Annotated in this window: 23 protein-coding genes and 1 pseudogene; 9 read left to right on the forward strand and 15 right to left on the reverse strand. The window is 71.7% G+C overall.

Features of this window, described 5'->3' with window-relative positions; translation table 11 throughout:
• Positions 1 to 143 precede the first annotated feature (143 nt).
• Positions 144 to 4,052 carry an endo-alpha-N-acetylgalactosaminidase family protein gene (locus tag ABZ945_RS16285; RefSeq protein WP_361269285.1) on the reverse strand — a complete coding sequence of 1,303 codons (3,909 nt, stop codon included), beginning with the start codon at positions 4,050 to 4,052 and terminating at the stop codon, positions 144 to 146.
• Between the two features lie 213 nt (positions 4,053 to 4,265).
• Here ABZ945_RS16285 and ABZ945_RS16290 point away from each other — a divergent pair, with 213 nt between their 5' ends.
• Positions 4,266 to 4,826, forward strand: a complete 561-nt coding sequence (locus tag ABZ945_RS16290) for a GNAT family N-acetyltransferase (protein WP_361269288.1) — start codon at positions 4,266 to 4,268, stop codon at positions 4,824 to 4,826.
• Positions 4,827 to 4,906: 80 nt separating this feature from the next.
• Here the strand turns inward: ABZ945_RS16290 and ABZ945_RS16295 are convergent, their stop codons facing one another.
• A complete protein-coding gene (locus tag ABZ945_RS16295; protein ID WP_361269291.1) occupies positions 4,907 to 5,416 on the reverse strand; it encodes a hypothetical protein in 510 nt (169 codons plus the stop codon).
• Positions 5,417 to 5,676: 260 nt separating this feature from the next.
• Here ABZ945_RS16295 and ABZ945_RS16300 point away from each other — a divergent pair, with 260 nt between their 5' ends.
• Positions 5,677 to 6,303, forward strand: coding sequence for a YceI family protein (locus ABZ945_RS16300; RefSeq protein WP_361269294.1), 627 nt, complete (start codon positions 5,677 to 5,679; stop codon positions 6,301 to 6,303).
• 28 nt (positions 6,304 to 6,331) lie between these two features.
• Here the strand turns inward: ABZ945_RS16300 and ABZ945_RS16305 are convergent, their stop codons facing one another.
• Entirely contained in the window at positions 6,332 to 7,108 is a 777-nt protein-coding gene (locus ABZ945_RS16305) for a methyltransferase domain-containing protein (protein WP_361269297.1), read from the reverse strand.
• 196 nt (positions 7,109 to 7,304) lie between these two features.
• Between ABZ945_RS16305 and ABZ945_RS16310 the strand changes: the two genes are divergently transcribed.
• From ABZ945_RS16310 to ABZ945_RS16320, 3 genes are all read left to right on the forward strand, one after another.
• Positions 7,305 to 8,195 (forward strand): AraC family transcriptional regulator, encoded by an 891-nt coding sequence (locus ABZ945_RS16310; protein WP_361269300.1) that lies wholly within the window; start codon positions 7,305 to 7,307, stop codon positions 8,193 to 8,195.
• Between the two features lie 95 nt (positions 8,196 to 8,290).
• Positions 8,291 to 8,863 carry a TetR/AcrR family transcriptional regulator gene (locus ABZ945_RS16315; RefSeq protein WP_361269303.1) on the forward strand — a complete coding sequence of 191 codons (573 nt, stop codon included), beginning with the start codon at positions 8,291 to 8,293 and terminating at the stop codon, positions 8,861 to 8,863.
• A gap of 124 nt (positions 8,864 to 8,987) precedes the next feature.
• Entirely contained in the window at positions 8,988 to 9,650 is a 663-nt protein-coding gene (locus ABZ945_RS16320; protein WP_361269306.1) for a DUF4232 domain-containing protein, read from the forward strand.
• Positions 9,651 to 9,655: 5 nt separating this feature from the next.
• Here ABZ945_RS16320 and ABZ945_RS16325 read toward each other — a convergent pair whose 3' ends face one another.
• Positions 9,656 to 10,078, reverse strand: a complete 423-nt coding sequence (locus ABZ945_RS16325) for an ATP-binding protein (RefSeq protein ID WP_361269309.1) — start codon at positions 10,076 to 10,078, stop codon at positions 9,656 to 9,658.
• A 113-nt stretch (positions 10,079 to 10,191) separates the two neighbouring features.
• On the opposite strand from ABZ945_RS16325, the gene ABZ945_RS16330 reads away from it, so the two are divergent.
• Genes ABZ945_RS16330 through ABZ945_RS16340 form a run of 3 tightly spaced genes read left to right on the forward strand, consistent with a single transcriptional unit; the run spans position 10,192 to position 11,578 of the window.
• On the forward strand, positions 10,192 to 11,046 hold the full coding sequence (locus tag ABZ945_RS16330; RefSeq protein ID WP_361269312.1) for a helix-turn-helix transcriptional regulator: 855 nt from the start codon (positions 10,192 to 10,194) through the stop codon (positions 11,044 to 11,046).
• Entirely contained in the window at positions 11,043 to 11,294 is a 252-nt protein-coding gene (locus ABZ945_RS16335; protein ID WP_361269315.1) for a DUF397 domain-containing protein, read from the forward strand. Before ABZ945_RS16330 ends, ABZ945_RS16335 begins: the two co-directional genes overlap by 4 nt.
• Positions 11,291 to 11,578, forward strand: a complete 288-nt coding sequence (locus tag ABZ945_RS16340; RefSeq protein WP_361269318.1) for a hypothetical protein — start codon at positions 11,291 to 11,293, stop codon at positions 11,576 to 11,578. Before ABZ945_RS16335 ends, ABZ945_RS16340 begins: the two co-directional genes overlap by 4 nt.
• 74 nt (positions 11,579 to 11,652) lie before the next feature.
• On the opposite strand, the gene ABZ945_RS16345 is transcribed toward ABZ945_RS16340, so the two are convergent.
• From ABZ945_RS16345 to ABZ945_RS16375, 7 genes and pseudogenes are all read right to left on the reverse strand, one after another.
• Positions 11,653 to 12,066: an SRPBCC family protein gene (locus ABZ945_RS16345; RefSeq protein WP_248635106.1), complete on the reverse strand. Its 414-nt coding sequence runs from the start codon at positions 12,064 to 12,066 to the stop codon at positions 11,653 to 11,655.
• 915 nt (positions 12,067 to 12,981) lie between these two features.
• The gene (locus ABZ945_RS16350) at positions 12,982 to 13,338 is read right to left on the reverse strand and encodes a nuclear transport factor 2 family protein (RefSeq protein WP_361269321.1); all 357 of its coding nucleotides are present in this window, start codon (positions 13,336 to 13,338) and stop codon (positions 12,982 to 12,984) included.
• Between the two features lie 31 nt (positions 13,339 to 13,369).
• Entirely contained in the window at positions 13,370 to 14,719 is a 1,350-nt protein-coding gene (locus ABZ945_RS16355) for a hypothetical protein (protein WP_361269324.1), read from the reverse strand.
• 103 nt (positions 14,720 to 14,822) lie between these two features.
• Positions 14,823 to 16,451: a citramalate synthase gene (cimA, locus tag ABZ945_RS16360; protein WP_361269327.1), complete on the reverse strand. Its 1,629-nt coding sequence runs from the start codon at positions 16,449 to 16,451 to the stop codon at positions 14,823 to 14,825.
• Between the two features lie 353 nt (positions 16,452 to 16,804).
• Entirely contained in the window at positions 16,805 to 17,437 is a 633-nt protein-coding gene (locus ABZ945_RS16365; RefSeq protein WP_361269329.1) for a TetR family transcriptional regulator C-terminal domain-containing protein, read from the reverse strand.
• Between the two features lie 125 nt (positions 17,438 to 17,562).
• Positions 17,563 to 18,573 carry an agmatine deiminase family protein gene (locus ABZ945_RS16370; RefSeq protein ID WP_361269332.1) on the reverse strand — a complete coding sequence of 337 codons (1,011 nt, stop codon included), beginning with the start codon at positions 18,571 to 18,573 and terminating at the stop codon, positions 17,563 to 17,565.
• A 139-nt stretch (positions 18,574 to 18,712) separates the two neighbouring features.
• A pseudogene (locus ABZ945_RS16375) lies at positions 18,713 to 18,862 on the reverse strand (urease subunit gamma); the annotation flags it as partial.
• Between the two features lie 224 nt (positions 18,863 to 19,086).
• On the opposite strand from ABZ945_RS16375, the gene ABZ945_RS16380 reads away from it, so the two are divergent.
• Entirely contained in the window at positions 19,087 to 20,523 is a 1,437-nt protein-coding gene (locus tag ABZ945_RS16380; protein ID WP_361269334.1) for a cytosine permease, read from the forward strand.
• Here the strand turns inward: ABZ945_RS16380 and ABZ945_RS16385 are convergent.
• The 4 genes from ABZ945_RS16385 to ABZ945_RS16400 form a co-directional block, all read right to left on the reverse strand.
• Positions 20,505 to 21,125: a dihydrofolate reductase family protein gene (locus tag ABZ945_RS16385; RefSeq protein ID WP_361269337.1), complete on the reverse strand. Its 621-nt coding sequence runs from the start codon at positions 21,123 to 21,125 to the stop codon at positions 20,505 to 20,507. The two genes, ABZ945_RS16380 and ABZ945_RS16385, sit on opposite strands and share 19 nt — an antisense overlap.
• 247 nt (positions 21,126 to 21,372) lie before the next feature.
• Positions 21,373 to 22,464, reverse strand: a complete 1,092-nt coding sequence (locus ABZ945_RS16390) for a branched-chain amino acid aminotransferase (protein ID WP_361269340.1) — start codon at positions 22,462 to 22,464, stop codon at positions 21,373 to 21,375.
• A gap of 316 nt (positions 22,465 to 22,780) precedes the next feature.
• On the reverse strand, positions 22,781 to 23,824 hold the full coding sequence (locus ABZ945_RS16395; protein ID WP_361269342.1) for a 3-isopropylmalate dehydrogenase: 1,044 nt from the start codon (positions 23,822 to 23,824) through the stop codon (positions 22,781 to 22,783).
• A 76-nt stretch (positions 23,825 to 23,900) separates the two neighbouring features.
• A complete protein-coding gene (locus tag ABZ945_RS16400) occupies positions 23,901 to 24,044 on the reverse strand; it encodes a hypothetical protein (protein ID WP_361269345.1) in 144 nt (47 codons plus the stop codon).
• Between the last annotated feature and the right edge of the window lie 37 nt (positions 24,045 to 24,081).

The raw sequence follows: 24,081 nt of genomic DNA on the forward strand, positions 1-24,081 counted from the left end.
CGCCGGACAGTTCGCCGGGCATACCGCGCTCCTTGCCCTCCAGGCCCAGTTCGGCGAGGAGCTTGACGCGTTCGGCGCGGGCCTGGCGGGCGGGGCGGTGGGGGGTCCGCCCCGCGAGCCGGTCTCTCCCGCCGGAGGGCTGCTCAACCCCCGCAGTGGAAGCGGGCGTCGCCCCAGTCGGCGTGGTCGTTGCCGTTGCCGTCGCCGGAGTCCTCGGCGACCAGGTCGACGTACTGGGCGCCGGTGAGGTCGGCGCTCAGGGACCAGGCCGGGGCGGCGTTGGTCAGGGTGGGCGAGAGCACCTTCCGCTCTCCGTCGGCGAGGACCGAGAACCGTACGGTGCCCCGGCTGCCCTGCGAGTCGTCCACCCCGACCTCGGCGGTGAACGAGGTGCACCGGCCGCCCAGGTAGTAGCGGAGGGTCGCCGGGGCGTGGGTGCCGAGCCCCTTGGCGTACTCGGTGCCGCCGATCCGCAGCGGGCCGCCGTCCCCGGCTGCGGTGCCCCCGTTGGACCGGTCCCGCTCCACCGGCCCCCAACCGCTGCTCCCCGAGGCCCAGTCGAGGTCACTCGCCCAGGCGTCGGCGGTCGGCGGAGGCGGCAGGGTGCGTACGGGAGCGGTGGCGGACACCGTACGCTCGCCTCCCCCACCCCCGTACCGCACCTCGGCCCGCAGCTCGTACGTCCGGTACGCGGCGTCCGCCGGCGGGGTGATCTGCCAGGCGGCGGTGGCCGTGGCGCCGGGTTGGACGGTGGGCAGCTCGACCGGCCCGGCCGGCTCGGCGGTCCAGCCCGCCGGGAGGGTGAGGGCGGCCCGGGCTCCGCTCACGGCGGAGGGTTCGTCGTTGGTGTAGGCGGCGGTGACCCGGTGGGGCCGCCCGGGCTCCAGCGCGGCGGTCGGCGCGGAGAGTGCCAGGGTGCCGCAGGCCGGGGTGGCCGGGGAGGGCCCGAGGTCGGTCACGGTGAAGTCGTCCAGCACGAAGTCTGCGCCCTCGGGGGCGTCCGCCCGCTTGCGCAGCCCGGTGAAGGCGTCCCCGCAGGCCGCGTCCACCGTCTCACCGAAACGGGTGGTGGACCGCTGCTCGGGGATGGGGGTACGGCGGGTCTCGGCGGAGCTGCCGTCCACCCGGTCGTAACCGGTGACCCACTCATAGGCGCCCGGGTGGCTGGACTGGTAGCCGTACTCCACCCGGTAGCGGTGGCCGGTGCGCATCGGCACCGTCCAGGGCGCGGTGCGGTAGACCAGCCCGACGTTCTCCTCATGGGACTTCAGCGACCACTCCCCCGCCAGCACATCGTCCACTGCCTTCCCGTTCCAACCGGCCTGGGTGTACGGGGCGTTGCGGCGGGCCAAGTGGGTGCGCGGGTCGTTGGCCCGCCCCTCCCCGCCCTTCACAAACGGCCCCCACCCCTGGTCCACCGCTTCGAAGTCCTCGGCCTTCGTCTCCTGTGTAGGAGCCCCTTCCACGACCCGGACATCGTCCACCCGCACCCGGGCCCCACCGCCACCTCCCACCGTGCTCACGGCCAGCTCCGCCGTCCCGCGCGCCGAGGCGGTGAACCCGACCTTCACCCGCTGCATCCGGGTGCCGTGCCAGTCGGAGGCGCCGATGGTGTTGACCACCGGGGAGCGTTCCAGGGCGACCGTCCGCCCGCCCGCCGTCAGCCTGGTCTCCCGGCTCTTCCCCGGCTCGACCTCGATCCAGGCCGAGGCGGTGTACCGCTTGCCCGGCCGGAGTCCGGTGATCTTCTGCCGCACCCCGCCCGGCGCCGAACCGCTCACCAGCGCACTGTTGCGCCCCAGCTCGTCGGTGTCACGCGCCACCGTGCCCGTGGTCGTCCATCCGGCCAGCCGGGCGTCATTGAACCCCGGGTCGGCGACCGGAGTGGCCTCACCCCATCGGGGGGCGCTCTGCGCGGGTGCCCTGCCCGGGTAGAGGACATAGGCCTGACGGGCCTCAGCCGTGAGGGTGATCCGCCCCTCCGCATCCGGCCGCACGGTGCCGGTACGCACCCGCCCGTTGTCGGTCAGCCGATACACGGCATAAGGCCCACTCCCCGCCCCCACCTGCCAACTGCTCTCTCCTCCCCCCTTGTTGTAGTGATAGAGCTTGCGCCCGCCGCTCGCCGCACCGCCCCCGCCGCCGTCCCCGTCCCCGTCCCCGTCCCACGGGAGGAGGTAGCGGTCCCCGTCCAGCACCTTGCGGCCGTGCTCGTAGAAGGTGCGCCGCCCGTCCTCCACCGTGCCCCGCACACCCCCCGTGAAGGTGATGTCCGTATCACCGGCCCCCTCCTCCCAGCGCACGATCTTCTCCCCCTGGAGGTACTTGGCGGGCAGGTTCTTCTCCCACACATTGGCGGTGAAGGCGGTGAAGTCGTTCTCGCCGGTCCAGCCCTCGAAGTCCTCCAAGGCGGTCTGGCCGAGGACCGGATGGTCGTTCCAGACATCCTTCTCACCGTTCCGGATGAACCGGATGATCCGCGAGTTCAGCCCCTTGTTGGTGGCCCCGCCGTAGTCCAGGTCGTTGGCCCAGTGCGACCAGAGCGAGTCCCGCTCGAACTTGTCGGCCCACTCGGTGCCGACGTTCCAGCCCTGCGCCCGCACGGCCCGCATGGTCTCGTCGGCGATCCACCCGTGGGTGTAGTAGACGTCGATGTAGAGGAAGTTCAGGTTGCGGTCGGTCTCCTGGCGCAGTTGCCGGAAGCGGCGGGCCAGGTCCCCGCTGTTGAGGTCGCGGCGCTGGTCGATGTAGTAGCTCTGGTTGAGCCAGTTCCAACCAGGCTTGGTCTTGTCGACCAGGCTCTCGTCGAAGGCCCGGGCCTCCGGATACGACTCGGTGGCGTTGACGTGCACCCCGAAGCCGGCGCCCCACTCCTTTCCTGCCTTCAGCAGGGCGTTGAGGTCCTTGAGGCCGCCCGCGCGCTGGTTGTGGTTGCCGCCGTAGTCCGGGTGGGCCGAGTCATGGCCCTCGGCCCCGTACCCCTTGAGCACGGCGAGCTGGCCGAGCCCGTCGGTGGCGAGCGAGATCCGCTTGACGTCGTCCAGGGTGCGCAGGAAGGGGTGGGTGGCCTGGCTGGCGAAGTTGAACGGGATATGGGTGATCACCCGATCGGGTGTCGCCTCGCTGCCGGGGGCCCGTACCCCGATGGTCCGGAACGCGACCGCCCCGTCCTGCCAGTCGGTCTTCCGGTCGCCGTTGGCGTCCGGGGTGACCACCACCTTGGCCCACGGCAGGTCCGCCCCGCGCTCCGGCTCGGGGGCGCCCGCACCACGGTAGGTCCACTGCCCGGACCACACCCCCACCCGTACCGAACCGCCCTCCGCCCGGCGCGCCTGATGCCAGAACCGGGCGTCGTCACCGCCGGTGGGCCCGGCGGGCTTGTCGTAGCTGGAGTTGGACTCCACGGCGGCGGCCAGCCGGTCCGTGTTGACCAGGGCGTACGAGGCCCCGGTGGCGGCGGGCTCGGCCGGGGTGGCGTCGGTCACCGCGCCGAACACATCGGCGGTACGCGTCGAGTCCGGGTCGAGCCGGGTGAACGCGGTCCCCGCGCCGGGCTCGGTGGAGCCGACGGACACCAGGTCGTGCCCGGGGATGTCCAGGGTGGACACCCGGAAGGCCTCGGTGTCCCGGACGGCGGTCACCCGAAAGGTCACGGCCCGCCCGGCAACGCTCAGCGCGGCGTCCAGCTCCACCCCCGGCAGGTCGGGAAAGGCGAGGGTGTATCGGGCGCTCGCGCCGCGCACGATGGGGTTGGTCACCCGTACGGGGTGTGGAGTGCCGTTGAGCACCACCTCGGTGACCGGGCGGGTGCTGCCGAGCAGTCGGGCCCCGGTGCCCCGGTCGGTGTACGAGACGACCCGGGGGAAGTCGCGGGCGACGGCCACATCGAGCCGGGCGGAGCGCAGGGTGACCGTGGCGGCGGCGGGAAGGACGGCACCGGCACCGGCCGGGGGCGCGGGCACCGGCGACACGGCGGCGGCTGGCCCGGCGGGTGCGAGCAGCACGGCGAGGGCGGCGGCGAGCGCGCCCGCCGCACGGGTTCGTGGGGACATGGACATGTGGGTAACGCCCGGGCGGCGAGCGGGTCAACGGAACGGGCAGCCGGGGCGCAGCGCAGTCCAACAAGGGCCGCCGAGAAGTCCAAGCGCCGAGAGCTCACCGTCAACGCCGCACGTGCAGGTCCGGTGTCACCGGGGGCGTGCGCGCCCCCGACCGTCCGGACAAACGGATGGTCGGGGCGAGCGTGACGCGGCAGGATGCCCCGTATGGCACTGCCCACTCCCGAGCTGCACACGGCCCGCCTGCGACTGCGGCCGTTCACCGACGCCGACGCGGGGCCGCTCTACGCGCTGCACAGCAGCGCCCACGTGCTGCGTTACTGGGACTCCCCGCCGTGGACCGAACCGGCCCGCGCCCAGCGCTTCATGGCGAGCTGCCGGACGATCGAGGAGGAAGGCACGGGAACGCGAGTGGCCGTCGACCGCGTCTCCGACGGCGCGTTCATCGGCTGGTGCGGCCTGACCCGCTGGGACCCGGACTTCCGCAGCGCGTCCCTGGGTTACGTCTTCGATGCCGACGCATGGGGCCACGGCTACGCCACGGAGACCGCGCACGCCGTCCTGCGGTGGGCCTTCGACACTCTGGACCTGAACCGCGTCCAGGCCGAGACCGACACCCGCAACGCGGCGTCCGCCCGGGTCCTGGAGAAGCTCGGCTTCGTCCGCGAAGGCACCCTCCGCGAGGACTGCGTCGTCGACGGCGAAGTCTCCGACTCCTGGGTCTTCGGCCTCCTCCGCCGCGAGTGGCACTCGGCGGCCGGCCGCTAGAGCCGAAACCTGCCCGCTCTTTCGATCCGCGACCCCTACCGAGGTCACCGTGGGCCGGGCCCCGGGGCCGGGAGCCCGGGTCAGCAGCCGCCGCAGTTGTAGAAGGTCACGTCCCAGTGGTTGCCCTCGTCGGCGTAGACGTTCCCGGCGCCGGACTGCCACTGGGGCGCTCCGTCGCCCCGGACACCGATGTAGGTGAAGGTGTTCTTGACGTAGTTGGTGAGGCAGGTCGCCTTGCCGAAGTCCAGTTTGTAGCCGTTCCAGTGCGAGTAGGTGCCGCTCGCGTGGCCGGTCTCCGTGCCTCCGGTGATGTTGAGGCCGCAGCCGCTGGCGCTCTTGAGCGTCTGCGCGCCCTGGGCGGTAGCCCGGTTGAGCTGGTCGAAGGACGTGCAGGTCGGGTTGTTCCGGTTGGAGCAGGCCCCCGAGGAGGACCAGGTGATCCCGGAGGCGCGGAACATCGAGGTCGCGGTGGCATGGCTGATCTTGGTGGCGGCGTGCGCCTCGGTCGCACCGGCGAGGACGCCGACGCCGGGGGCGAAGAGGGCACCGAGGACAAGGGCGAACGCGGTGAGAACGGAGCGGAGCTTCACGGTTGTCTCCCTGGGCTCACTGACCGGACCCGTACGTGCACCGAGCGGTGCGGAAGGCATGCTGCCGCAGCTCTACGCGCGTACGCCAGAGGCCGGACCATCCGCCAGAGGGCGCACCAATGACGCCCCTCCCCATCCCTCCGCAGGACAGCCGCCAAGAAGTGGTTGAAACTTGAACCTGAGAGGACTACAGTCGGCATCAGTCCACTTCGTTGAACGTTCAACGAAACACCCGGAACTCTCTGAAGGAGTGCATCCCCATGGGTCTCTTCAACCGCACCACCGACACCGCCACCACCCCCTCCGGCTCCGCTTCCGGTTCCGCCGTGGACCCGGCCCTCGCCGCGCTGACCGGCGAATACACCCTGGACCCAGCGCACAGCAGCGTCGGCTTCACCGCCCGGCACGCCATGGTCACCAACGTCCGCGGCTCGTTCACCGACTTCGACGGCACCCTGAAGCTCGACGGCACCAACCCGGCGGCCTCCAGCGCCGTGATCGACGTCCGGATCGCCTCCATCGACACCGGCAACGCCGACCGCGACGGCCATCTGCGCAGCGCCGACTTCTTCGACGCCGAGCAGTTCCCCGAGATGACCTTCCGCTCGACCGGCGCCGAGATCGTGGGCGGCGACGACTACCGGCTCACCGGTGACCTCACCATCAAGGGCGTGACCAAGCCGCTGACCATCGACCTGGAGTTCAACGGCTCCGCCAAGGACCCGTTCGGCAACGAGCGCGTCGGCTTCGAGGGCACCGCCGCGCTGCTCCGCTCCGAGTGGGGCCTGACCTGGAACGCGGCCCTGGAGACGGGCGGCGTGCTGGTCAGCGACAAGATCAAGCTCACCTTCGAGATCTCCGCCATCCGCAAGACCGACAACGCGTAAGGCATGAGCCCGTGCCGTCTCCCGCCGGTCAGGGCCTTCGCGCCTCGACCAGGGTGCGGGAGGAGTACGCGACAAAGGGACCTGCGTCCTCGATGAGAGCGTGCAGGTCCCTCAGCCGCGCCTCGTACCGCTCCACCGCGAAGTCCGGCACCAGCCAGATCACCTTCCGCAGGAACCAGACCACCGCGCCGACATCGCGGAACTCCATCCGCAGCCGCTCGGTCCGCAGGTCCACCACCTCCAGCCCGGCCGCCCGCGCCCTCGCGGCCTCCACCTCCGGATGCCGCGCGCGCCGCACCTCCTCCGGGAGCGGCCCCAGAAAGAACTCGATCAGCTCGAACACCGACTCCGGCCCCACATGCTGCGCGACATACGTCCCCCCGCCCGGCCGCAGCACCCGAGCGATCTCCTCCCACCAGACCGTCGCCGGATGCCGGCTGCTGACAAGCTCGAACGCCCCGTCCGCGAACGGTAGCGGCGGCTCCTCGCCCGTCGCCACCACGACCACTCCACGCGGCCCCAGCAGCTCGGTCGCCTTCGCCGCGTTCGGCGCCCACCTCTCCGTAGCAGCCAGTACGGACGGCCGCCCTCCTGCCGCGTCCAGCGCCCCCGCCAGCACCTCGCCGCCGCCGGTCTGAAGGTCCAGCACCGCGTCCGCCGCCGCCAGCCGCGTACCCAGCAGCCGCTGATAGCCCCAAGACGGCCGCGCCTCACTCGCCCGCCCGTCCAGCCAGGAGAAGTCCCAGCCCTCGACCGGTTCGGCCGCCGCCTCGGCGACCAGCTGCTCAAATCCCACACGTCCCATCCCCTCACCGTAAGAACCCCTCCCCCACCCCCACCACCCGGTTTCGGCTCCCCCGCTCCCCCGCTCCCCGAGGACCCGACCGCATCGGGCAGGAATCATCGGGCCCACCCCTCCTCCCCCTCCCTACCGTCATCACCGAAAGCAGGCACCGACAACAGCCACAGACACAGACGACAGTCGGAAGGACCGCCCCCGGATGCTGGAGCGCCTGAACCAGGCCATGGAGTACGTCGAGACGCGTATCCGCGCGCAACCGGACCGCCCGTTGGACGCGGTCGAGGCGGCCCGGATCGCGGCGACCTCGGAGTACCACTTCCGCCGGATGTTCTCGGCGCTCGCCGGGATGCCGCTGTCGGAGTACGTACGCCGCAGGCGGCTGACGATCGCCGGCGCCGAGGTGCTGGCCGGCGAGCGGACGCTGCTGGAGGTCGCGGTGCGCTACGGCTACGGCTCCGGCGAGGCCTTCGCCCGGGCGTTCCGCGCCGTGCACGGGGTCGGCCCCGGCGAGGCGCGGCGCACCGGCGCGGCACTGCGCGCCCAGCCCCGGATGTCCTTCCGCCTCGTCGTCGAAGGGAGCAGCAGCATGCGGTACCGGATCGTCGAGAAGGACGCGTTCCAGCTCGTGGGGCGAAAGGCCCGGGTCCCCCTCGTGCACCAGGGGGTGAACCCCGCCATCGCCGAGTTCATCCGCAGCCTCGGTCAGGAGACCCTGGCCCGCATCGAGGCCCTCTCCGACCAGGAGCCGAGCGGTCTGCTGGGCGTCAGCGACCAGCTGTCCCCCGGCCGCGCCGAGGGCACCGAACTCGACTACCACCAAGCCGCGGCGGCCGGCATGGGGTCCCCCATCCCCCACGACATGTCCTCACTCCCCGTAGAACCGGGCACCTGGGCCGTCTTCGAAAGCTCCGGCCCCTTCCCCAAGACCCTCCAGACCATCTGGCGGGACGTGTTCACCCAGTGGTTCCCCTCCAACCCCTACGAGAGCCGCCCGGGCCCGGAGTTGCTGAGCGTTCACCTCACCGAGAACGGCACCCACGCGGACGCGGCCCTCTGGATCCCCGTATCCCGCACGGCAACGGCCCCCTGACGCCTACGGGTCTCCATCCCCTTCACCGTTCGCCGTTTGCCCAAGCCCTATAGGCGCTGCAAGATGACCTGCACGAGGGAGAGTGGGGCAGGGCCATGGTGCGAGCAGGGCTGACCGCGGAACGTCTGACCCGGGCGGGTGCGGAGCTGGCCGACGAGGTCGGCTTCGACCAGGTGACCGTCTCCGCCCTCGCCCGGCAGTTCGACGTCAAGGTGGCGAGCCTCTACTCGCATGTGAAGAGCTCCCAGGACCTCAAGACCCGGATCGCCCTGTTCGCCCTCGCGGAACTGGCCGACCGGGTCGCCGAGGCGCTGGCCGGGCGCGCCGGCCGGGACGCCCTGGCCGCCTTCGCCAACGCCTACCGGGACTACGCCAAGGAGCACCCGGGCCGCTACGCCGCCGCCCGCCTCCGGCTCGACCCCGAGACGGCAGCCGCCAGCGCAGGCGTCCGGCACGCCCAGATGACCCGCGCCATCCTGCGCGGCTACGACCTGAGCGAGCCCGACCAGACCCACGCGGTCCGGATGCTCGGCAGCGTCTTCCACGGCTATGTGAGCCTGGAGACGGCCGGAGGCTTCGACCACACACCCGTAGACCCCGAGCAGTCCTGGGCCTGGATCATCGACTCCCTCGACGCCCTGCTCCGCCACCAAGCCGCCACCCCCTGACCCCCGCCCTGCATGTAACAGGAATGTATTAGCCGCCAGTTGTCGGAACGCCGACAGAGCCGCACCGGTCTTGCCAGTCGTAACCGCTCACCCGGCACCGACCGACGACACCGAGGACACACCGATGCGCGTTCGCAAGCTCACCCTCGTAACCCTGGCCGCCGTCGCGGGCCTCTCGCTCACCGCCTGCCAGAACAACGACGGCGGCACGGCCCAGAGCCCCGCGTCCGGCACCCCCACCTCGGCGCCCACCTCCGGCCCCTCCGACTTCCCCACCACCTCCCCCTCCTCCTCCGTAACTCCCTCCCCCTCCGATGGCACAAGCTCCCCCGAGGCGGACTCCAGCGATGGGAGCACCAACGGCAAGGTCGGCAAGTGCCGCACCGATGAGCTGGAGATCACCGCGCAGGACAGCACCATCGGCGGTGACCGCGAGGGCCTGGTCGCGGTGACCCTGAAGAACGGCGGCGGCCGGGACTGCTCCCTCTCGGCGTACGCAGGCGTCGACCTGAAGACCAACGCGGGGTCGCTGTCCGCGGAGCGCACCGGCCAGAAGGCCGACCCGTACGTCCTCAAGAACGGCAAGTCGGTGTCCTTCGCCGTCAGCTACCCGATGAACGACTCGGGCGGCTCCGGCGTCCGTATCACCGGCCTGGTGGTGACCCCGCCGGACGAGACCAAGTCGGTCACCCTCGCCTGGCCGGGCGCCGCCTCCCTGCCCGTGACCGAGGGCGGCGGCAACCCGGTCAAGCTCGGCCCCATCGGCAGCGCCGGCCAGGGCGACTGACTCCCTCAGCCCGTGCCCTTCCCCTGGTGGAACTCACACCAGACGATCTTGCCGGGCGACCGCTCCCCCACACCCCAACTGTCCGCCAGCGCGGCGACGAGCATCAACCCGCGCCCCGACTCGTCGCCCTGCCCGGCCTCTCGCTGCCGGACCTCGCCGCCCCCGCTGTCGTGCACCTCCACGCGTACCACCTCGCTCCCCTCCGGCCGGAGCAGATGAAGCCGGAAGCCGCGGCCCGGCGGTACGCCGTGCAGCAGGGCGTTGGTCGCCAACTCGCTCACGCACAGCACGATGTCGCCGGTGCGATCGCCCTTGATGCCCCAGGCGTCAAGGGCCTCGTTGGTGAAGCGGCGGGCAGCGGGGACGGACCGGCGCTCACGCTGGTAGAACGCCTCGCGGAGGTAGGGAAGTTCGGATTCGTGGATCACCCTCCCACTGTCACCTTCGGTGACTAGTCTGGAACAGCACGTCATCCCGTACATCGCGTTTGTACGGGATGAGAATGCGTCACGTACGCCGCCGGATGGGAAGAGGGCTGACCATGCACTCCTCACGGAAGTCGGGCAAGCCCGCGAAGCCCCAGCAGAAGAGCGACAAGGTCACCTCCTGGCACCTCATCGGCGCCCAACTCGCCCAACTGCGCCGCGCGGCCGGGCTGAGCCAGCCCAAACTGGCCGCCAAGCTCTCCATCTCCCCAGAGACGCTGGCCTCCATCGAGCAGGGCCGCCGCCCGCTCCGGATCGACCGCGCCCAGGAGCTGGACGACGTCCTCGGCACCAACGGCGTCCTGGCCGTCGGCGTCTCCCGCGTCCCCGCCAAAGAGCGCTACCCCGCCTTCGTCCAGGACTTCATCGAGCTGGAAGCCACCGCCCGAGCCCTCTCCTCGTATCAGAACCAGGCCATCCCCGGCATCCTCCAGACCGACGCCTACGCCGCCGCCCTCTTCGACTCCCGATTTCCGCCCTACACCCCCGAGGAGCGGGAAGAGCACCACGCCGACCGCATCGACCGCCAAAAACTCTTCGACCGCAAGCCCAGCCCTCCCACCATGAGCTTCATCATCGAAGAGTCCATCTTCGACTGTGAGTTGGGCGGCACGGAGGTCACCCGGGAGCAGGTCCGCCACCTCCGCCGGATCGCCGACCTCCCCTACGTCAGCCTCCAGATCATGCCGCGCAAACGGCACACCCACGCCGGCCTGAACGGTTCCTTCGTCCTCCTGGAAACCGACGACCACCAGCAGCTGGCCTACATCGAAGGCCAACGGGTCAGCTTCCTGATCCAGGACCCCGCCGAGGTCAGCATCCTCCAGCAGAAATATGGGATGCTGCGGTCCCAGGCCCTGAACACCGAGGACACCAAGGGCCTGCTGGACGATCTGGCAGGAGAGGCATGACACCGGCACTTTCGTGGTTCAAGTCCAGCTACAGCGGCGACGAGGGCGGCGACTGCATCGAAGTCGCCTACGACTGGCACAAGTCCAGCCACAGCAGCGACGAAGGCGGCGCCTGCGTCGAGGTGGCGGCCCACCCCAGCGCCATCCACGTCCGCGACTCCAAGAACCCGGCCGGCCCCATGCTCACCCTCTCCCCCACCGCCTGGTCCACCTTCCTCCCCCTCCCCTCGGCCCCGCCCACCGCGTGAGCGGCTACGTCCGGGTCGGCAGCGGCGGGCCGGTCATCGGCTACGCCGCCCTCGCCGCTCCCGGCAACGCCTGCGAGGCATTGGACGAGGTGGCCGTCGCCGCGAAGACGTGGTCGGCGGCCAAGGAGCTGATCCGCGCCCACGGCTACCGCCGCCTCCCGACCCGCCCCACCGGCACGGTCCCGCCCGAGGCGATCAAGGCCGCGCTCTCCGCGCCCGGCACGGTGCTCCGCAAGCCGTTCATGGCCAAGACCCCCTGGACCCCGGCGCCCGCCCAGAAGTAGGCGGGCGGGGCTCGCCCCGAAACAGATCGGACGAGCCCCGAACAGGTCGGGCGCCTGCTCCCTCCCCCGCCCTGTCAGCGCTCGGCAGCCTCCACCGCCTGCTTGATCCCGCTCAGCGCCTCCTCCAGGCCATGGTCCACCTGCTGCCCCTCGGTCACGTCCGTGTGCAGCTCCACGCTGAGCCGCGAGCTGTCGGCCGAGTCCCCCGCCTCCACATGCAGCCGCCCGCGATAGTCATGCGGCCCCGGCGCCCCCCACTCCAGGCTCTTGCCCTCCTCCACCACCCGGATCCACGCCTCGCTGGTCACGTCCTGCTCCGGAGCGTCCGGCGGGTCGATGTGCGCGGTCACCGTCACCCGGTCACCCCCGTGCGGGCGCGCCGAGGTCAGCCGAGGCATGTAGTGCGGCAGGTTCTGCACGTCGGACAGGTACGCGAACAGCCGCTCGGGTCGTACCGCCACCATGATCGAGTTGTCGTAGTCACCCATGCCACGTCGTGTCCCCACCCGCCCCTCCCACCAAAACGGATTCACCCCCACCATCCCCCAACCGGTCCCGCCGCTAGGACCACCACCACGGGCACGGCTGGACTCCCTCCCCGGTCACTGAGCGGAGTGAGGCAGCCCCGCTTGTGCGGGGAACAGACTCGGGCTTCCGGTTCGACACCGAGGGCTGGGGGTCATCCTCGTGTGCGCGGGGAGCAGTCAAGTGGGGGGGTGATTCCGGAATTTAGTGAAACTGAGATGCTGATTGACTGCACCGATGCGTGGTCGCCCGCGATGTGGCATGACGGACGTACGCTAAGCGCTTTACCTGATGCTCGACCGACGGAGAAGGAGGGCAAGTGGGGGCTATGGGCCTTATGTCGCGATCGGCGAAAGTGCGAGGAATCCAGGTCCCCGCCGAGTAAAGGCCCAGGTCGCGCCCCCTGGTCCCCGCGCATGCGGGAGTGGTCCCGGGCGGCCGGGGAGCGTCCAGTGCAGGACGACCTGGTCCCCGCGCATGCGGGGGTGGTCCCGGGGGCGGCTCCTCGATGACGGTGACCCTCGCCTGGTCCCCGCGCATGCGGGGGTGGTCCCCGACTGTCGCGGTCTACGCGGTGTTCCTCGGTCTGGTCCCGCGCATGCGGGGGTGGTCCTCGGCTGACGTCTCGGTGGACCCGGTCGGGGAGCTGGTCCCCGCGCGTGCGGGGGTGGTCCCGCGCCGCGATGCGCGACCCCCTGGTGGCTCCGCGCATGCGGGGGTGGTCCCTACAAGCCGGCCATCTTGTCGCAGGACACAGGCTGGTCCCCGCGCATTCGGGGGTGGTCCCTGGCAGAGGAGCGGGCGCGCAGCCTGGCGGCGCTGGTCCCCGCGCATGCGGGGTCCCCGCCGACCGCTCGGCCACGGCCCGGTCATGGCTGTCACTCGACAACCGGGGTGATGTGGGTGAGGACGCAGAGCCAGTGGCCGTCCGGCTGGCGGACGAAGATGTCGGTGGTCCATTCGTCGGCGGGGTAGGTCTGGCCGTCGAAATGGGCGGTGTTGGTGATGCGGGCGGTGAGGATGGCGGTGTCGCCGTGGATGCGGATGCGGGGCTCCGTGATGGTGTCCATGGCGGAGTGGGTGAGGCGGCCTGAGGCGACCAGGGAGAGGAAGTGGTCGCGGGGGGAGGGGCCAGAGGCGGAGACGATGGTCCAGTCGTCGGCCATGTGGGCGGCTATGCGGGTGGGGTCGTTGGCGGTGATGGCGGAGGACCAGGAGTGGGCGGTCTCCCGCACCTGCTTTTCGTAGGCCTCGGCGGAGGGCACCTCAGAAGCCGCCGCCGCCGAAGTCGCCGCCGCCGAAACCACCGCCTCCGCCGAAGTCGCCGCCGCCGAAGTCGCTGCCTCCGAAGGAGGAGGAGTCGAAGTCGGCGCCGGAGAAGTCGCCGCCCTCGAAGCCGGCGCCGCCGTAGTCCGCGGCGTAGGCGGGGGTGTGGAGCATCGAGCCGAGCATGGTGCCGACCAGGAGGCCGGGGAGCAGGCCGCCGCCGAAGTAGCCGCCGGCCCAGGGGCCGTAGGCGGGGCCGGCCTCCCAGTAGGGGCGTCGGCCGTCGGGGGTGTCCACGGTGCGGGCCATCGGGTCGCGGCCCTCGGCGAGGCGGGTGGCGTCGGCCTCGCAGACGGGGATCTCGCGGGTCTGGCCGCCGGACGGTGCCCATTCGACGTTGGTGGTGGACGGGCCGTGGCGCGGGTCGAAGAAGCACGGCGCCCGCCGCTCGGGAAGCGGGCGGCCCTCGCGGCGGGCGGCCAGGACGGCCAGGGAGAAGCGGCCGTCCTCTAGGGCCTCGGTCACTCCGCGGACGTCGCGGGGGTGCCGGGCCTGGTCCATCAGGGACTTGGCCCTGTCGTAGGAGTCGAGGGCGTGTTCGTAGTCGTGGCGCATGGCGTCGTCGGCGGAGGCCGCGCCGGGGTGGAAGTCCAGGCGGTCCAGCTCTTCGCCGTAGGAGGTGATGTCCTCGTCCACGACGGTGCGGAGCTTGGCCAGGGCTTCCTGGTCCTCGCGCTCTTGGCGGCGGCGCCGGCGGGTGGAGACGGTGAGCGCGGTCGCTCCGGCGGCCGCGGCGAGGGCGCCGATGGTGATCAGGCCGGCGACGGGGGCCCGGGGGCCGTTGTCGGGGACGCCGCTCCAGGTGCTGGGGGCGGAGCCGCGGGTCTGGGGGAGGGCCTGGTCGACGAAGTTGGTCAGCTCGGTGTTGGCGTTTGCGCCGGGGGCGCGGACGGAGTCCACCAGGTTGCGGACGGACTGGGTGGGCATCACGGCGCGGTCGGAGGCGGCGGCGAAGCGGTCGCCGAGCCGGACGGCGTAGAGGCCGGTGACTCCGGTCTGGGTGCGGAGGTTCTGCAGGAGGCCGTCGGGGGGGAACTGGGCGTTGGCGGGGAGGACGGCGACGAAGAGGGGCTTGTCGGCCTTGGTGATCTTGTCGGCGAGGGCGTCCGCCTGGGACGTGGAGAGCTGGTCGGCGGCGTCGGGGTGGACGTACACCGGGCTCTGTTTCAGCGCCCGGGCCACGTCGGACAGGTCCGTGGCCTTGGCCCCCGCGCTGGGGGCCAGGGCCAGGATCAGCAGCAGCGTCAGCCCTGCCACGGCCGACAGAAGGGTGAACGGCCTGGTCCTCATAGCATCGACAGTACGCCAATGGGAGGTAAAGGGGGGATATGGGACCCGGGGAGAGAAACTACAGAGGCCCGCGTATCGTCGGTCGGGTCCTGGACGCCGGGGTCTACTCGGCGGGGTCCACGCCGGCGCGGAGGAGGCCGTAGGTGTAGGCGTCCTCCAGGGCCTGCCAGGACGCGGCGATGACGTTCTCGCCGACGCCGACCGTGGACCACTCGCCCTCGCCGTCCGTGGTGGCGATCAGCACGCGGGTGGTGGACTGGGTGCCGTGGCGGCCTTCGAGGATGCGGACCTTGTAGTCGACCAGTTCGAGTTTGGCGAGCTGGGGGTAGATGCGTTCGAGGCCGGCGCGCATGGCCAGGTCCAGCGCGTTGACCGGGCCGTTTCCCTCGGCGGTGGCGACGATGCGCTCGCCCTTGGCCCACAGTTTGACGGTGGCCTCGTTGGCGTGGGTGCCGTCGGGGCGGTCCTCCACGATGGCTCGCCAGGACTCCGTACGGTAGTAGCGGCGGGCGCGGCCCTCGGCCTCGGCGCGGAGCAGGAGCTCGAAGGAGGCGTCGGCGGCCTCGTAGGTGTAGCCGGCCAGCTCGCGCTCCTTGACGCGCTCGACCACCCGGCCGACCAGCTCGCGGTCGCCGTCCAGGTCGATGCCGAGCTCCTTGCCCTTCAGCTCGATGGAGGCGCGCCCGGCCATGTCGGAGACCAGCATCCGCATGGTGTTGCCGACCTGCTCGGGGTCGATGTGCTGGTAGAGGTCCGGGTCCACCTTGATCGCGGAGGCGTGCAGCCCGGCCTTGTGGGCGAAGGCGGAGACGCCGACGTAGGGCTGGTGGGTGGACGGGGAGAGGTTGACGACCTCGGCGATGGCGTGGGAGATCCGGGTCATCTCGGCCAGGGCGCCCTCGGGCAGGACGCGCTTGCCGTACTTCAGCTCCAGTGCGGCGACAACCGGGAAGAGGTTGGCGTTGCCGACCCGCTCGCCGTAGCCGTTGGCGGTGCACTGGACATGGGTGGCGCCGGCGTCCACGGCGGCCAGGGTGTTGGCGACCGCGCAGCCGGTGTCGTCCTGGGCGTGGATGCCCAGCCGCGCCCCGGTGTCGGCGAGCACGGTGGCGACCACGGCCTGGATCTGGGCCGGGAGCATCCCGCCGTTGGTGTCGCAGAGGACGACGACCTCGGCGCCGGCCTCGGCGGCGGCCCGGACGACCGCCTTGGCATACCCGGGATTGGCGCGGTAGCCGTCGAAGAAGTGCTCGCAGTCGACGAAGACCCTGCGCCCTTGTTCGACCAGGTAGGAGACGGTGTCGCGGACCATGGCGGTGTTCTCGTCCAGGGTGGTGCGCAGGGCCAGCTCGACATGCCGGTCGTGCGATTTGGCGACCAGGGTGATGACGGGAGCGCCGGACGCGAGAAGGGCCCTGACCTGGGGGTCCTCGGCGGCGGTGGTGCCCGCGCGGCGGGTGGCGCCGAAGGCGACCAGCTGGGCGTTCTTGAACCGGATCTCCTGCTGGGCGCGGGCGAAGAACTCGGTGTCACGGGGGTTGGCACCGGGCCAGCCGCCCTCCACGAAGCCGACGCCGAACTCGTCCAGATGGCGGGCGATGGTCAGCTTGTCGGCGACGGTGAGGTTGATGCCCTCGCGCTGGGCCCCGTCGCGCAGGGTGGTGTCGAAGACATGGAAGTCGTCGTGGGGGCGGGGCGTGGCGGGGGTGGGACTTGCGGTCTCCGTGGTCATGGCGGTGTGGGCTCCTGTGGGAAGTGGCTCCGGAGGTCCGGGCCGGCGCGGGTGTCGGCTGGGGTGTCGGCCAAGGCGTTGGTACGGCCACCGGCACCGGCACCGGAAGGGCGGGCTCCACCTGCCCCCATTCTCGCGCGCTGGCGTCCTCCGGCGGGTTGGGGCCGGAAAACGAAAAGACCCCTCGCGGATGCGAGAGGTCTGCGCGCGGGTCTGGGACACGGTGTCCACTGCCGCGGGGGTTTCCGCGGGTTCAGTGGTCACGGCGGACCGGCGCGCTGCTGCCCATAATCACGGCGGTAGCAAGCACGTGGGTAGTGTGCCACAGGGTGGGTGGGGGGTGGACATGGGTCTCAGGATGCGGGCAGCTCGGGGACAGGGGCGGGGAGCAGGGTGTCGTCGATGAAGTCGTGGACGTGGGTGAGGACCGTCTCCCGACCGGCGCCGGGGATGCCGACGGCGACATGCACACTGAAGCCGTCCAGCAGGGCGCGCAGCCGGGCGGCGATGCGGTCGGGGTCGACCCGGCGCAGTTCGGCGCGCGATATGCCCTCGGCGAGCAGGGCGACCAGGTCGCGGTGCCAGGCCCGCTCGATGGCTGCCTGGCGGGCGTGGGCGTCCGCGTCGGCGTACTGGGAGCGGTTCCAGACTTCGAGCCAGAGCGTCCAGTGGGGGTCACGCGGCCCCTCGGGCACGTACAGGTCCACATACGCCAGCAACCGTTCCCGTACCGGCACCGTCCCCCGGGACAGTAGGGCGCTGCGTTCGGCGCCGAGCCGGCCCTCGCTCCACTCCAGGGTCTGCAGCAGCAGCTCGTCCTTGGTGCGGAAGTAGTACAGGAGGTGGCCGCTGCTCATACCGACCTCGCGGCCGAGGCCTGCCATGGTGAGCCCGTCGAGACCGTGCTCGGCGATCATCGCCATGGCGGCGGCGAGGAGCGCCTCACGGGGCGGGGCGCTGTTGCGCCGCCGGGCGGCGGGGGTCATACGGCGGCCGTCCTTCTGAGGGAGACGGGGGAGGCAAGGGAAACGGGGGCGGGGGTGGTCATCCGTACGTTGTACCCGATGGGCGGGGACGGCCTGAGGGTAGGCCGCCCCCGGGGGCCGCGGGGTCAGACGGCCGGCTGCTGCTGGGTGATGCAGTGGATACCGCCCCCACCGGCGAAGATGGCGCGGGCGTCGACCAGGACGACCTCGCGGTCCGGGAAGAGCCGGCGGAAGATCGCGGCGGCCTCCTCGTCGCGCGGGTCGTCGAAGGCGCAGAGGATCACGGCGCCGTTGCAGAGGTAGTGGTTGATGTAGGAGTAGTCGACCCACTCGCCGTCCTCCTGGAGGACGGTGGGGGCGGGGATCTCGATGACCTCCAGCGGGCGGCCCTGGGCGTCGGTCTGGCGGCGCAGCAGTTCGACATTGGACCGGCACAGCTCGTGGTCGGGGTGGCGCGGGTCGGGCTGGGTGTGGACGACGACGGTGCCGGGGCGGGCGAAGGCGGCGACGATGTCGACATGGCCTCGGGTGCCGTACATCCCGTAGTCGCCGGTCAGACCGCGCGGCAGCCAGATCGCCTTGGTGGTGCCGAGCTTGGCGTGGATCTCGGTCTCGACCTGCTCGCGGGTCCACCGGGGGTTGCGCTCGGGGCCGAGCTGGACGGTGTCGGTGAGCAGTACGGTGCCCTCGCCGTCCACATGGATGGCGCCGCCCTCGTTGACCAGGTCGCTGGCGTGTACGGGGACTCCGGCGAGGTCGGCGACCTGGCGGGCGATCTTGGAGTCGTGCTCCCAGCGGGCCCAGTCGGCGGCGCCCCAGCCGTTGAAGACCCAGTCCACGGCGGCCAGCCGCGGCCCGTCGGTGACGAAAGTGGGGCCGATGTCCCGCATCCAGGCGTCGTCCAGGTCGCGTTCGACCAGGTCGACGTCCGGGCCGAGCAAGGCGCGGGCCTCGTCGGCCTGTCCGGGGCCGTGCACCACGGTGACCGGCTCGAAGCGGCGTACGGCGCGGGCCACGGACGCCCAGGCCTCGCGGGCCTCACGCAGCTCGGCCTCGCTGGTGAACGTCGGGTTGGGGCCGGGCCAGGCCATCCAGGTGCGCTCGTGCGGGGCCCATTCGGCGGGCATGCGGAACATGAGTCGGTCCTTTGCAGCAGCAGAAGATGGGGTGTCAGAGGAAGTAGCGGCGGTTGAGGGTGACGGATTCGGCCGGCTCGGAGCTGAGCGGGTCGCCGTCCAGGGTGACCAGGCCGCTGCGGGAGTCCGCCTGGACGTCGCCGACCCGGGCCGCTTCGCAGACGGTGTCCGCGATCAGGGCGGCGGCCTCGGGGACATCGAGCCGCAGGCCCCGCGCCCGGCGGGCCCGGGCCGGCTCGGCCGCGCCGAAGTCCAGCAGCCGGTCGCGCTCCGTGGGGGTCAGTCGCACGTCCACCACGCCTTCCCGTTCCACGCCGAGCTGTTAGAGCATCACTCTAACCATAGGGCAGGGATGGTCAAGCTGCGGCAACATCCGCGTCGGGCGGGCGGAAACTTTCGCGAGGAATAACGGCAAACCATTGACGGGGCGGTGACCGATGGCCGACATTGAGCGTCGCTCTAACACAGCGAAGTCGCCTCAGCGGAGAACGAGACCCGGCAGGGAGGACGCCCATGTCCCCAGTCCTTGAACAGCGCGGCACCGACACCATCCCCGAGGCGGAACGGACCAGTGGGCCGCGCGATCTGATCGCCATCCTGCTGGGCTCCAACCTCTGCCTCGGGGTGATCGTCTTCGGCTGGCTGCCGGTCTCCTTCGGGCTCGGCCTCTGGCCGGCGGTGACCTCGGTGGTGGCCGGGACGGTGGTGGGGGTGGCGGTGACCGCACCGCTCGCGCTGGTCTCCCTGCGTACCGCCACCAACCTCTCCACCTCCAGCGGCGCGTTCTTCGGGGTGCGCGGCCGGCTGGTCGGCTCGGTGGTCGGATTGCTGCTGTCCCTCGGCTACACCGCGCTGACCCTGTGGATCGGCGGCGATGTGATGGTGGGGACCCTCGCCCGGCTGGTGGGGCTGCCGGACGGCGGGGCGGCGCACGGGGTGGTGTACGCGCTGCTCGCGGGGTGTACGGCGGTCGCCGCGGTGTACGGCTACCGGCTGCTGCTGCGGCTGAGCCGGGTGCTGGCCGTCGGGATGACCCTGCTGCTCGCGGTGGGCCTGGCGGCCTACGCGGGCGACTTCACCACGGCGCCGCCGCCGGACACCCCGTATCTGCTGGGCTCCTTCTGGCCGACCTGGACGCTGTCGGCGGTGGCGGCCGGGCTGAGCGGGCCGATCGCCTTCATCACCCTGCTCGGCGACTACACCCGCTATGTCTCACCCCTGCGGCACTCCCCGCGCACGGTATGGCGGGCGACGTGTGTAGGGCTGCTGCTCGGGCTGCTGGTGCCGCAATTGTTCGGTACGTTCACCGCGCTGGCCGCCCGGGCGGGCAGCGACTACGCGGGGCCGCTGGTCGCCGCCTCCCCCACCTGGTACCTGGTGCCGCTGCTGCTGGCGGCGACCGCGGGCTCGGTGGGCAACGCGGGGCTGATGCTCTACTCGATGGGGCTCGACCTGGACGCGATCGTGCCCCGGGCCAGCCGTACCGGGGCCACGCTGGCCGTCGCGGTGGTCGCCACCGCCTTCGTCTTCGCCGGGCACTTCTCCTGGGACGCGCAGTCCGCGATGACCTCGTTCGTGCTGCTGCTCACCGCGCTGGGCACGCCCTGGGCGGTGATCACCCTGATGGGGCACATCCGCTGCCGGGGCGCGTACGACCCGGAGGCGCTCCAGGTCTACAACCGGCGCGCCCGGGGCGGGCGCTACTGGTACCGCGCGGGCTGGCACCCCCGGGCCACCGCGGCCTGGCTGGTGGGCGCGGCGGTGGGTCTGCTGGCCGTGGGGACCCCGCTGTACGAGGGGCCGCTGCTGGCCCTGACCGGCGGGGTGGATTGCAGCTTCGTACTGTCGGGGCTGGTGGGCGGGGTGGTGTACGGGGTGCTGACCCCGGGTGGGCGGAGTCCGGCGGGGCAGGCCCTTGACCTGGGCTCCGCTCAGCGCAGCACGCGATAGGTCACATGGGTCACCCCGTTCGCTGCCCGCGACTCCAGCTGTTCGAGATCAAGGGACGGCACTCCGTCGAAGAGGCGGGTGCCGGCGCCGAGGGTGAACGGCACGATGTGCAGCCGCAGCTCGTCGATCAGACCCGCGGCGAGGTACTGGTTGACGGTGGTCGCACCTCCGTGGATCGACACGTTCCGCTCTCCGGCCACCTCGCGGGCCTGCCGCAGGGCGGACTCGATGCCGTCGGTGACGAAGTGGAAGGTGGTGCCGCCCTCCATGGGCTGCGGCTCGCGCGGATGGTGGGTGAGGACGAAGACCGGGGCGTGGTACGGCGGGTTCTCGCCCCACCACCCCTTCCACGGCCGGTCCCAGGCGCCGCGTACCGGCCCGAACATGTTGCGCCCCATGATGAAGGCGCCGACCTCCGTCAGCCGGTCGAGTTGGTGCTGCCGCTGCTCCGGGGTCTCGAACATCCAGGAGTGCAGCCGGTCGCCCCAGCCGTCACCCCCGTCCTCACCGAACGGACGCTGCTCGGTCTGGCCGAGCCCGGCCGCGTATCCGTCGACGGAGATCGAGAGGTCGCAGGTCACCCGGGCCGGATGCGTGGTCATCGCGTCGTCCTCCTGGTGGCGACTCGTCGTCGCCCTCGCGGTGGGTCGTCCGATGAGTAGACCGCCGCGGGCCCGCGAACTCATCGCGCGAGCCGGGAAGACGGCAGGCGCCGGGCCGGGAGGAAGCCAGGCGCAAGGGAGGAAGCCAGGCGCCGGGCCGGGAGGAAGGCAGGCGCCGGGCCGGGAGGAAGGCAGGCGCCGGGCCGCGCCGTCGGATGCGGCGGGCGGCCCGGCTGCCGTGTGCCGCTCAGGCCAGTTCGTGGGTCCAGCCGTGGACGTCCTCGGCGGCGCCGGTCTGGATGTCGAGCAGCGCCTTGCGCAGGGCCATGGTGACGGTGCCGGGGCCGCCGTCGCCCTGGGTCCACTCGCCGCCCTCGGACTTCACGTAGCCGACCGGGGTGATCACGGCGGCGGTGCCGCAGGCGAAGACCTCGGTGAGGGTGCCGTTCTCGCTGTCCCGGCGCCACTGCTCGGTGGAGATCCGGCCCTCCTCGGAGGTGTAGCCGAGGTCCTTGGCGACGCTGAGCAGCGAGTCGCGGGTGATGCCGGCGAGCAGGGAGCCGGTCAGCTCGGGGGTGACGATCTTGTCCCCGTACACGAAGTACAGGTTCATCCCGCCCATCTCCTCGACCCACTGGTGCTCCAGGGCGTCGAGCCAGACGACCTGGTCGCAGCCCTTGGCGGCGGCCTCGGCCTGGGCGAGCAGGGAGGCGGCGTAGTTGCCGCCGGTCTTGGCGAAGCCCATGCCGCCGGGGACGGCGCGGACGTAGTTCTCGGAGAGCCAGACGGAGACCGGCTTGACGCCGCCGGGGAAGTACGGGCCGGCCGGCGAGGCGATCACGAGGAACAGGTACTCGTTGGCCGGCCGGACACCCAGCCCGACCTCGGCCGCGATCATGAAGGGGCGCAGGTAGAGGGAGGACTCGCCGCCGTGCGCGGGCACCCATGCCTTGTCCTGCTGGACCAGCGCGTCGCAGGCGGCGATGAAGGTCTCCACGGGCAGCTCGGGCATGGCGAGCCGGCGGGCGGAGAGCTGGAAGCGCTCGGCGTTGGCCTCGGGGCGGAAGGTGACGATCGAGCCGTCGGGGCGGCGGTAGGCCTTGAGGCCCTCGAAGATCTCCTGCGCGTAGTGCAGGGTCATGTTGGCCGGGTCGATGGACAGCGGGGCGTACGGGGTGAGCTGGGCGTCGTGCCAGCCGCGGCCCTCGGTCCACCGGATGGTCACCATGTGGTCGGTGAAGTGGCGGCCGAAACCGGGGTTGGCCAGGATCGCCTCGCGCTCCGCGTCGGACAGCGGGTTCGAAGAGGGCTTGAGCTCGATCGTGGGCGTCGTCGTCATGAGTGCTTTCGTCCTTCACCGTTTTGTGTGTGGCGGACCGCGCTCACGCCGCTGCACCTGCTAGGACGTCCGAGCTTTCCCGCATGCCGCGGCCCCGCGTTCGATTATCGCCCGGGGAGCGGTGTGCCGGAAAGGGCCGGAGGGGCCCCGGGGCGGTACGGGCCGGGGCCCGGGCCGCCGTCGGAGCGGATGCGGTGGTGCGGGACGGTGGTGTGCGGTCCAGGGTTCGATGGTGGCACCCGGGGGCCGCACAGGAGAAACCGCCGGGCGCTGGTGGGGCGACCCGGCGGCTGGTGGGAGGTGTGTCAGCGGCGGGTCAGCTCGCTACGCGTACCGCGAGCGCGTCGCCGATCTCGTCGGTGGTGCGGGGCGCCGTACCGTCGCGTTCGGCCAGGTCGGCGGCGACGGCCTCCTCGATGCGGACCGCCTCGGCGTCCAGGCCGAGGTGGCGCAGGAGCAGGGCGACGGAGAGGACCGTGGCGGTGGGGTCGGCCTTGCCCTGGCCCGCGATGTCGGGCGCGGAGCCGTGCACCGGCTCGAACATCGACGGGAAGTCGCCCGTGGGGTTGATGTTGCCGGAGGCGGCCAGGCCGATACCGCCGGTCACGGCGGCGGCGAGGTCGGTGAGGATGTCGCCGAAGAGGTTGTCGGTGACGATGACGTCGAAGCGCGCCGGCTGGGTGACGAAGAAGATCGTCGCGGCGTCGACATGCAGATAGTCGGTGGTGACCTCGGGGTACTCGGTGCCGACCCGGTCGAAGATGTTCTTCCACAGGTGGCCCGCGTACACCAGGACGTTGTTCTTGTGGACCAGGGTGAGCTTCTTGCGGGGGCGGGCCTGGGCGCGCTCGTAGGCGTCCCGGACCACCCGCTCGACCCCGTACGCCGTGTTGACGCTGACCTCGGTGGCGACCTCGGCGGGGGTGCCGGTGCGCAGCGAGCCGCCGTTGCCGGTGTAGGGGCCCTCGGTCCCCTCGCGGACCACCACGAAGTCGATGTCGGGGCGGCCCGCGAGCGGGGTGGCGGTGTTCGGGAAGAGCCGGGAGGGGCGCAGGTTCACGTAGTGGTCGAACGCGAAGCGCAGCTTCAGCAGCAGCCCGCGCTCCAGGATGCCGGCCGGGACGGTCGGGTCGCCGATGGCGCCGAGCAGGATGGCGTCGTGCGCCTTGAGCGACTCCAGCTCGCTGTCGGGGAGGGTCTCCCCGGTGCGGTGCCAGCGGCCGGCGCCGAGGTCGTACTCCTTGGTCTCCAGCTTCACATCCTGCGGGAGGACGGAGCTCAGGACCTTCAGGCCCTGGGCCACGACCTCCTGGCCGATGCCGTCACCGGGGACCACTGCGAGACTGATGCTGCGTGACATGTCGGCACCCTACTTCCCGTCCCATTGCCTGACACCGGCGTTCCGCCATCTGGACAGCGGGAGCGTGCGGCCGGGGTCAGCGGGTGGGGTGGTGGCCGGTGTCGCCGCCGTTGTCGCGGCGGTCCAGGGCGCGCTGGAGCGCGGCGGCGGCGTTGCGGCGGTCGGCGTCGGTGGTGCGGGAGACGTGGCGGACCCGGCGGGCGGTGGGCTGTGCGGCCATGGTGATCGACTCCTTGGCTCCGTGGCGTGCCCGTGGA

The sequence above is a fragment of the Streptomyces sp. NPDC046887 genome (assembly GCF_040644755.1).
Classification (GTDB): Bacteria; Actinomycetota; Actinomycetes; order Streptomycetales; family Streptomycetaceae; genus Streptomyces; species Streptomyces lichenis.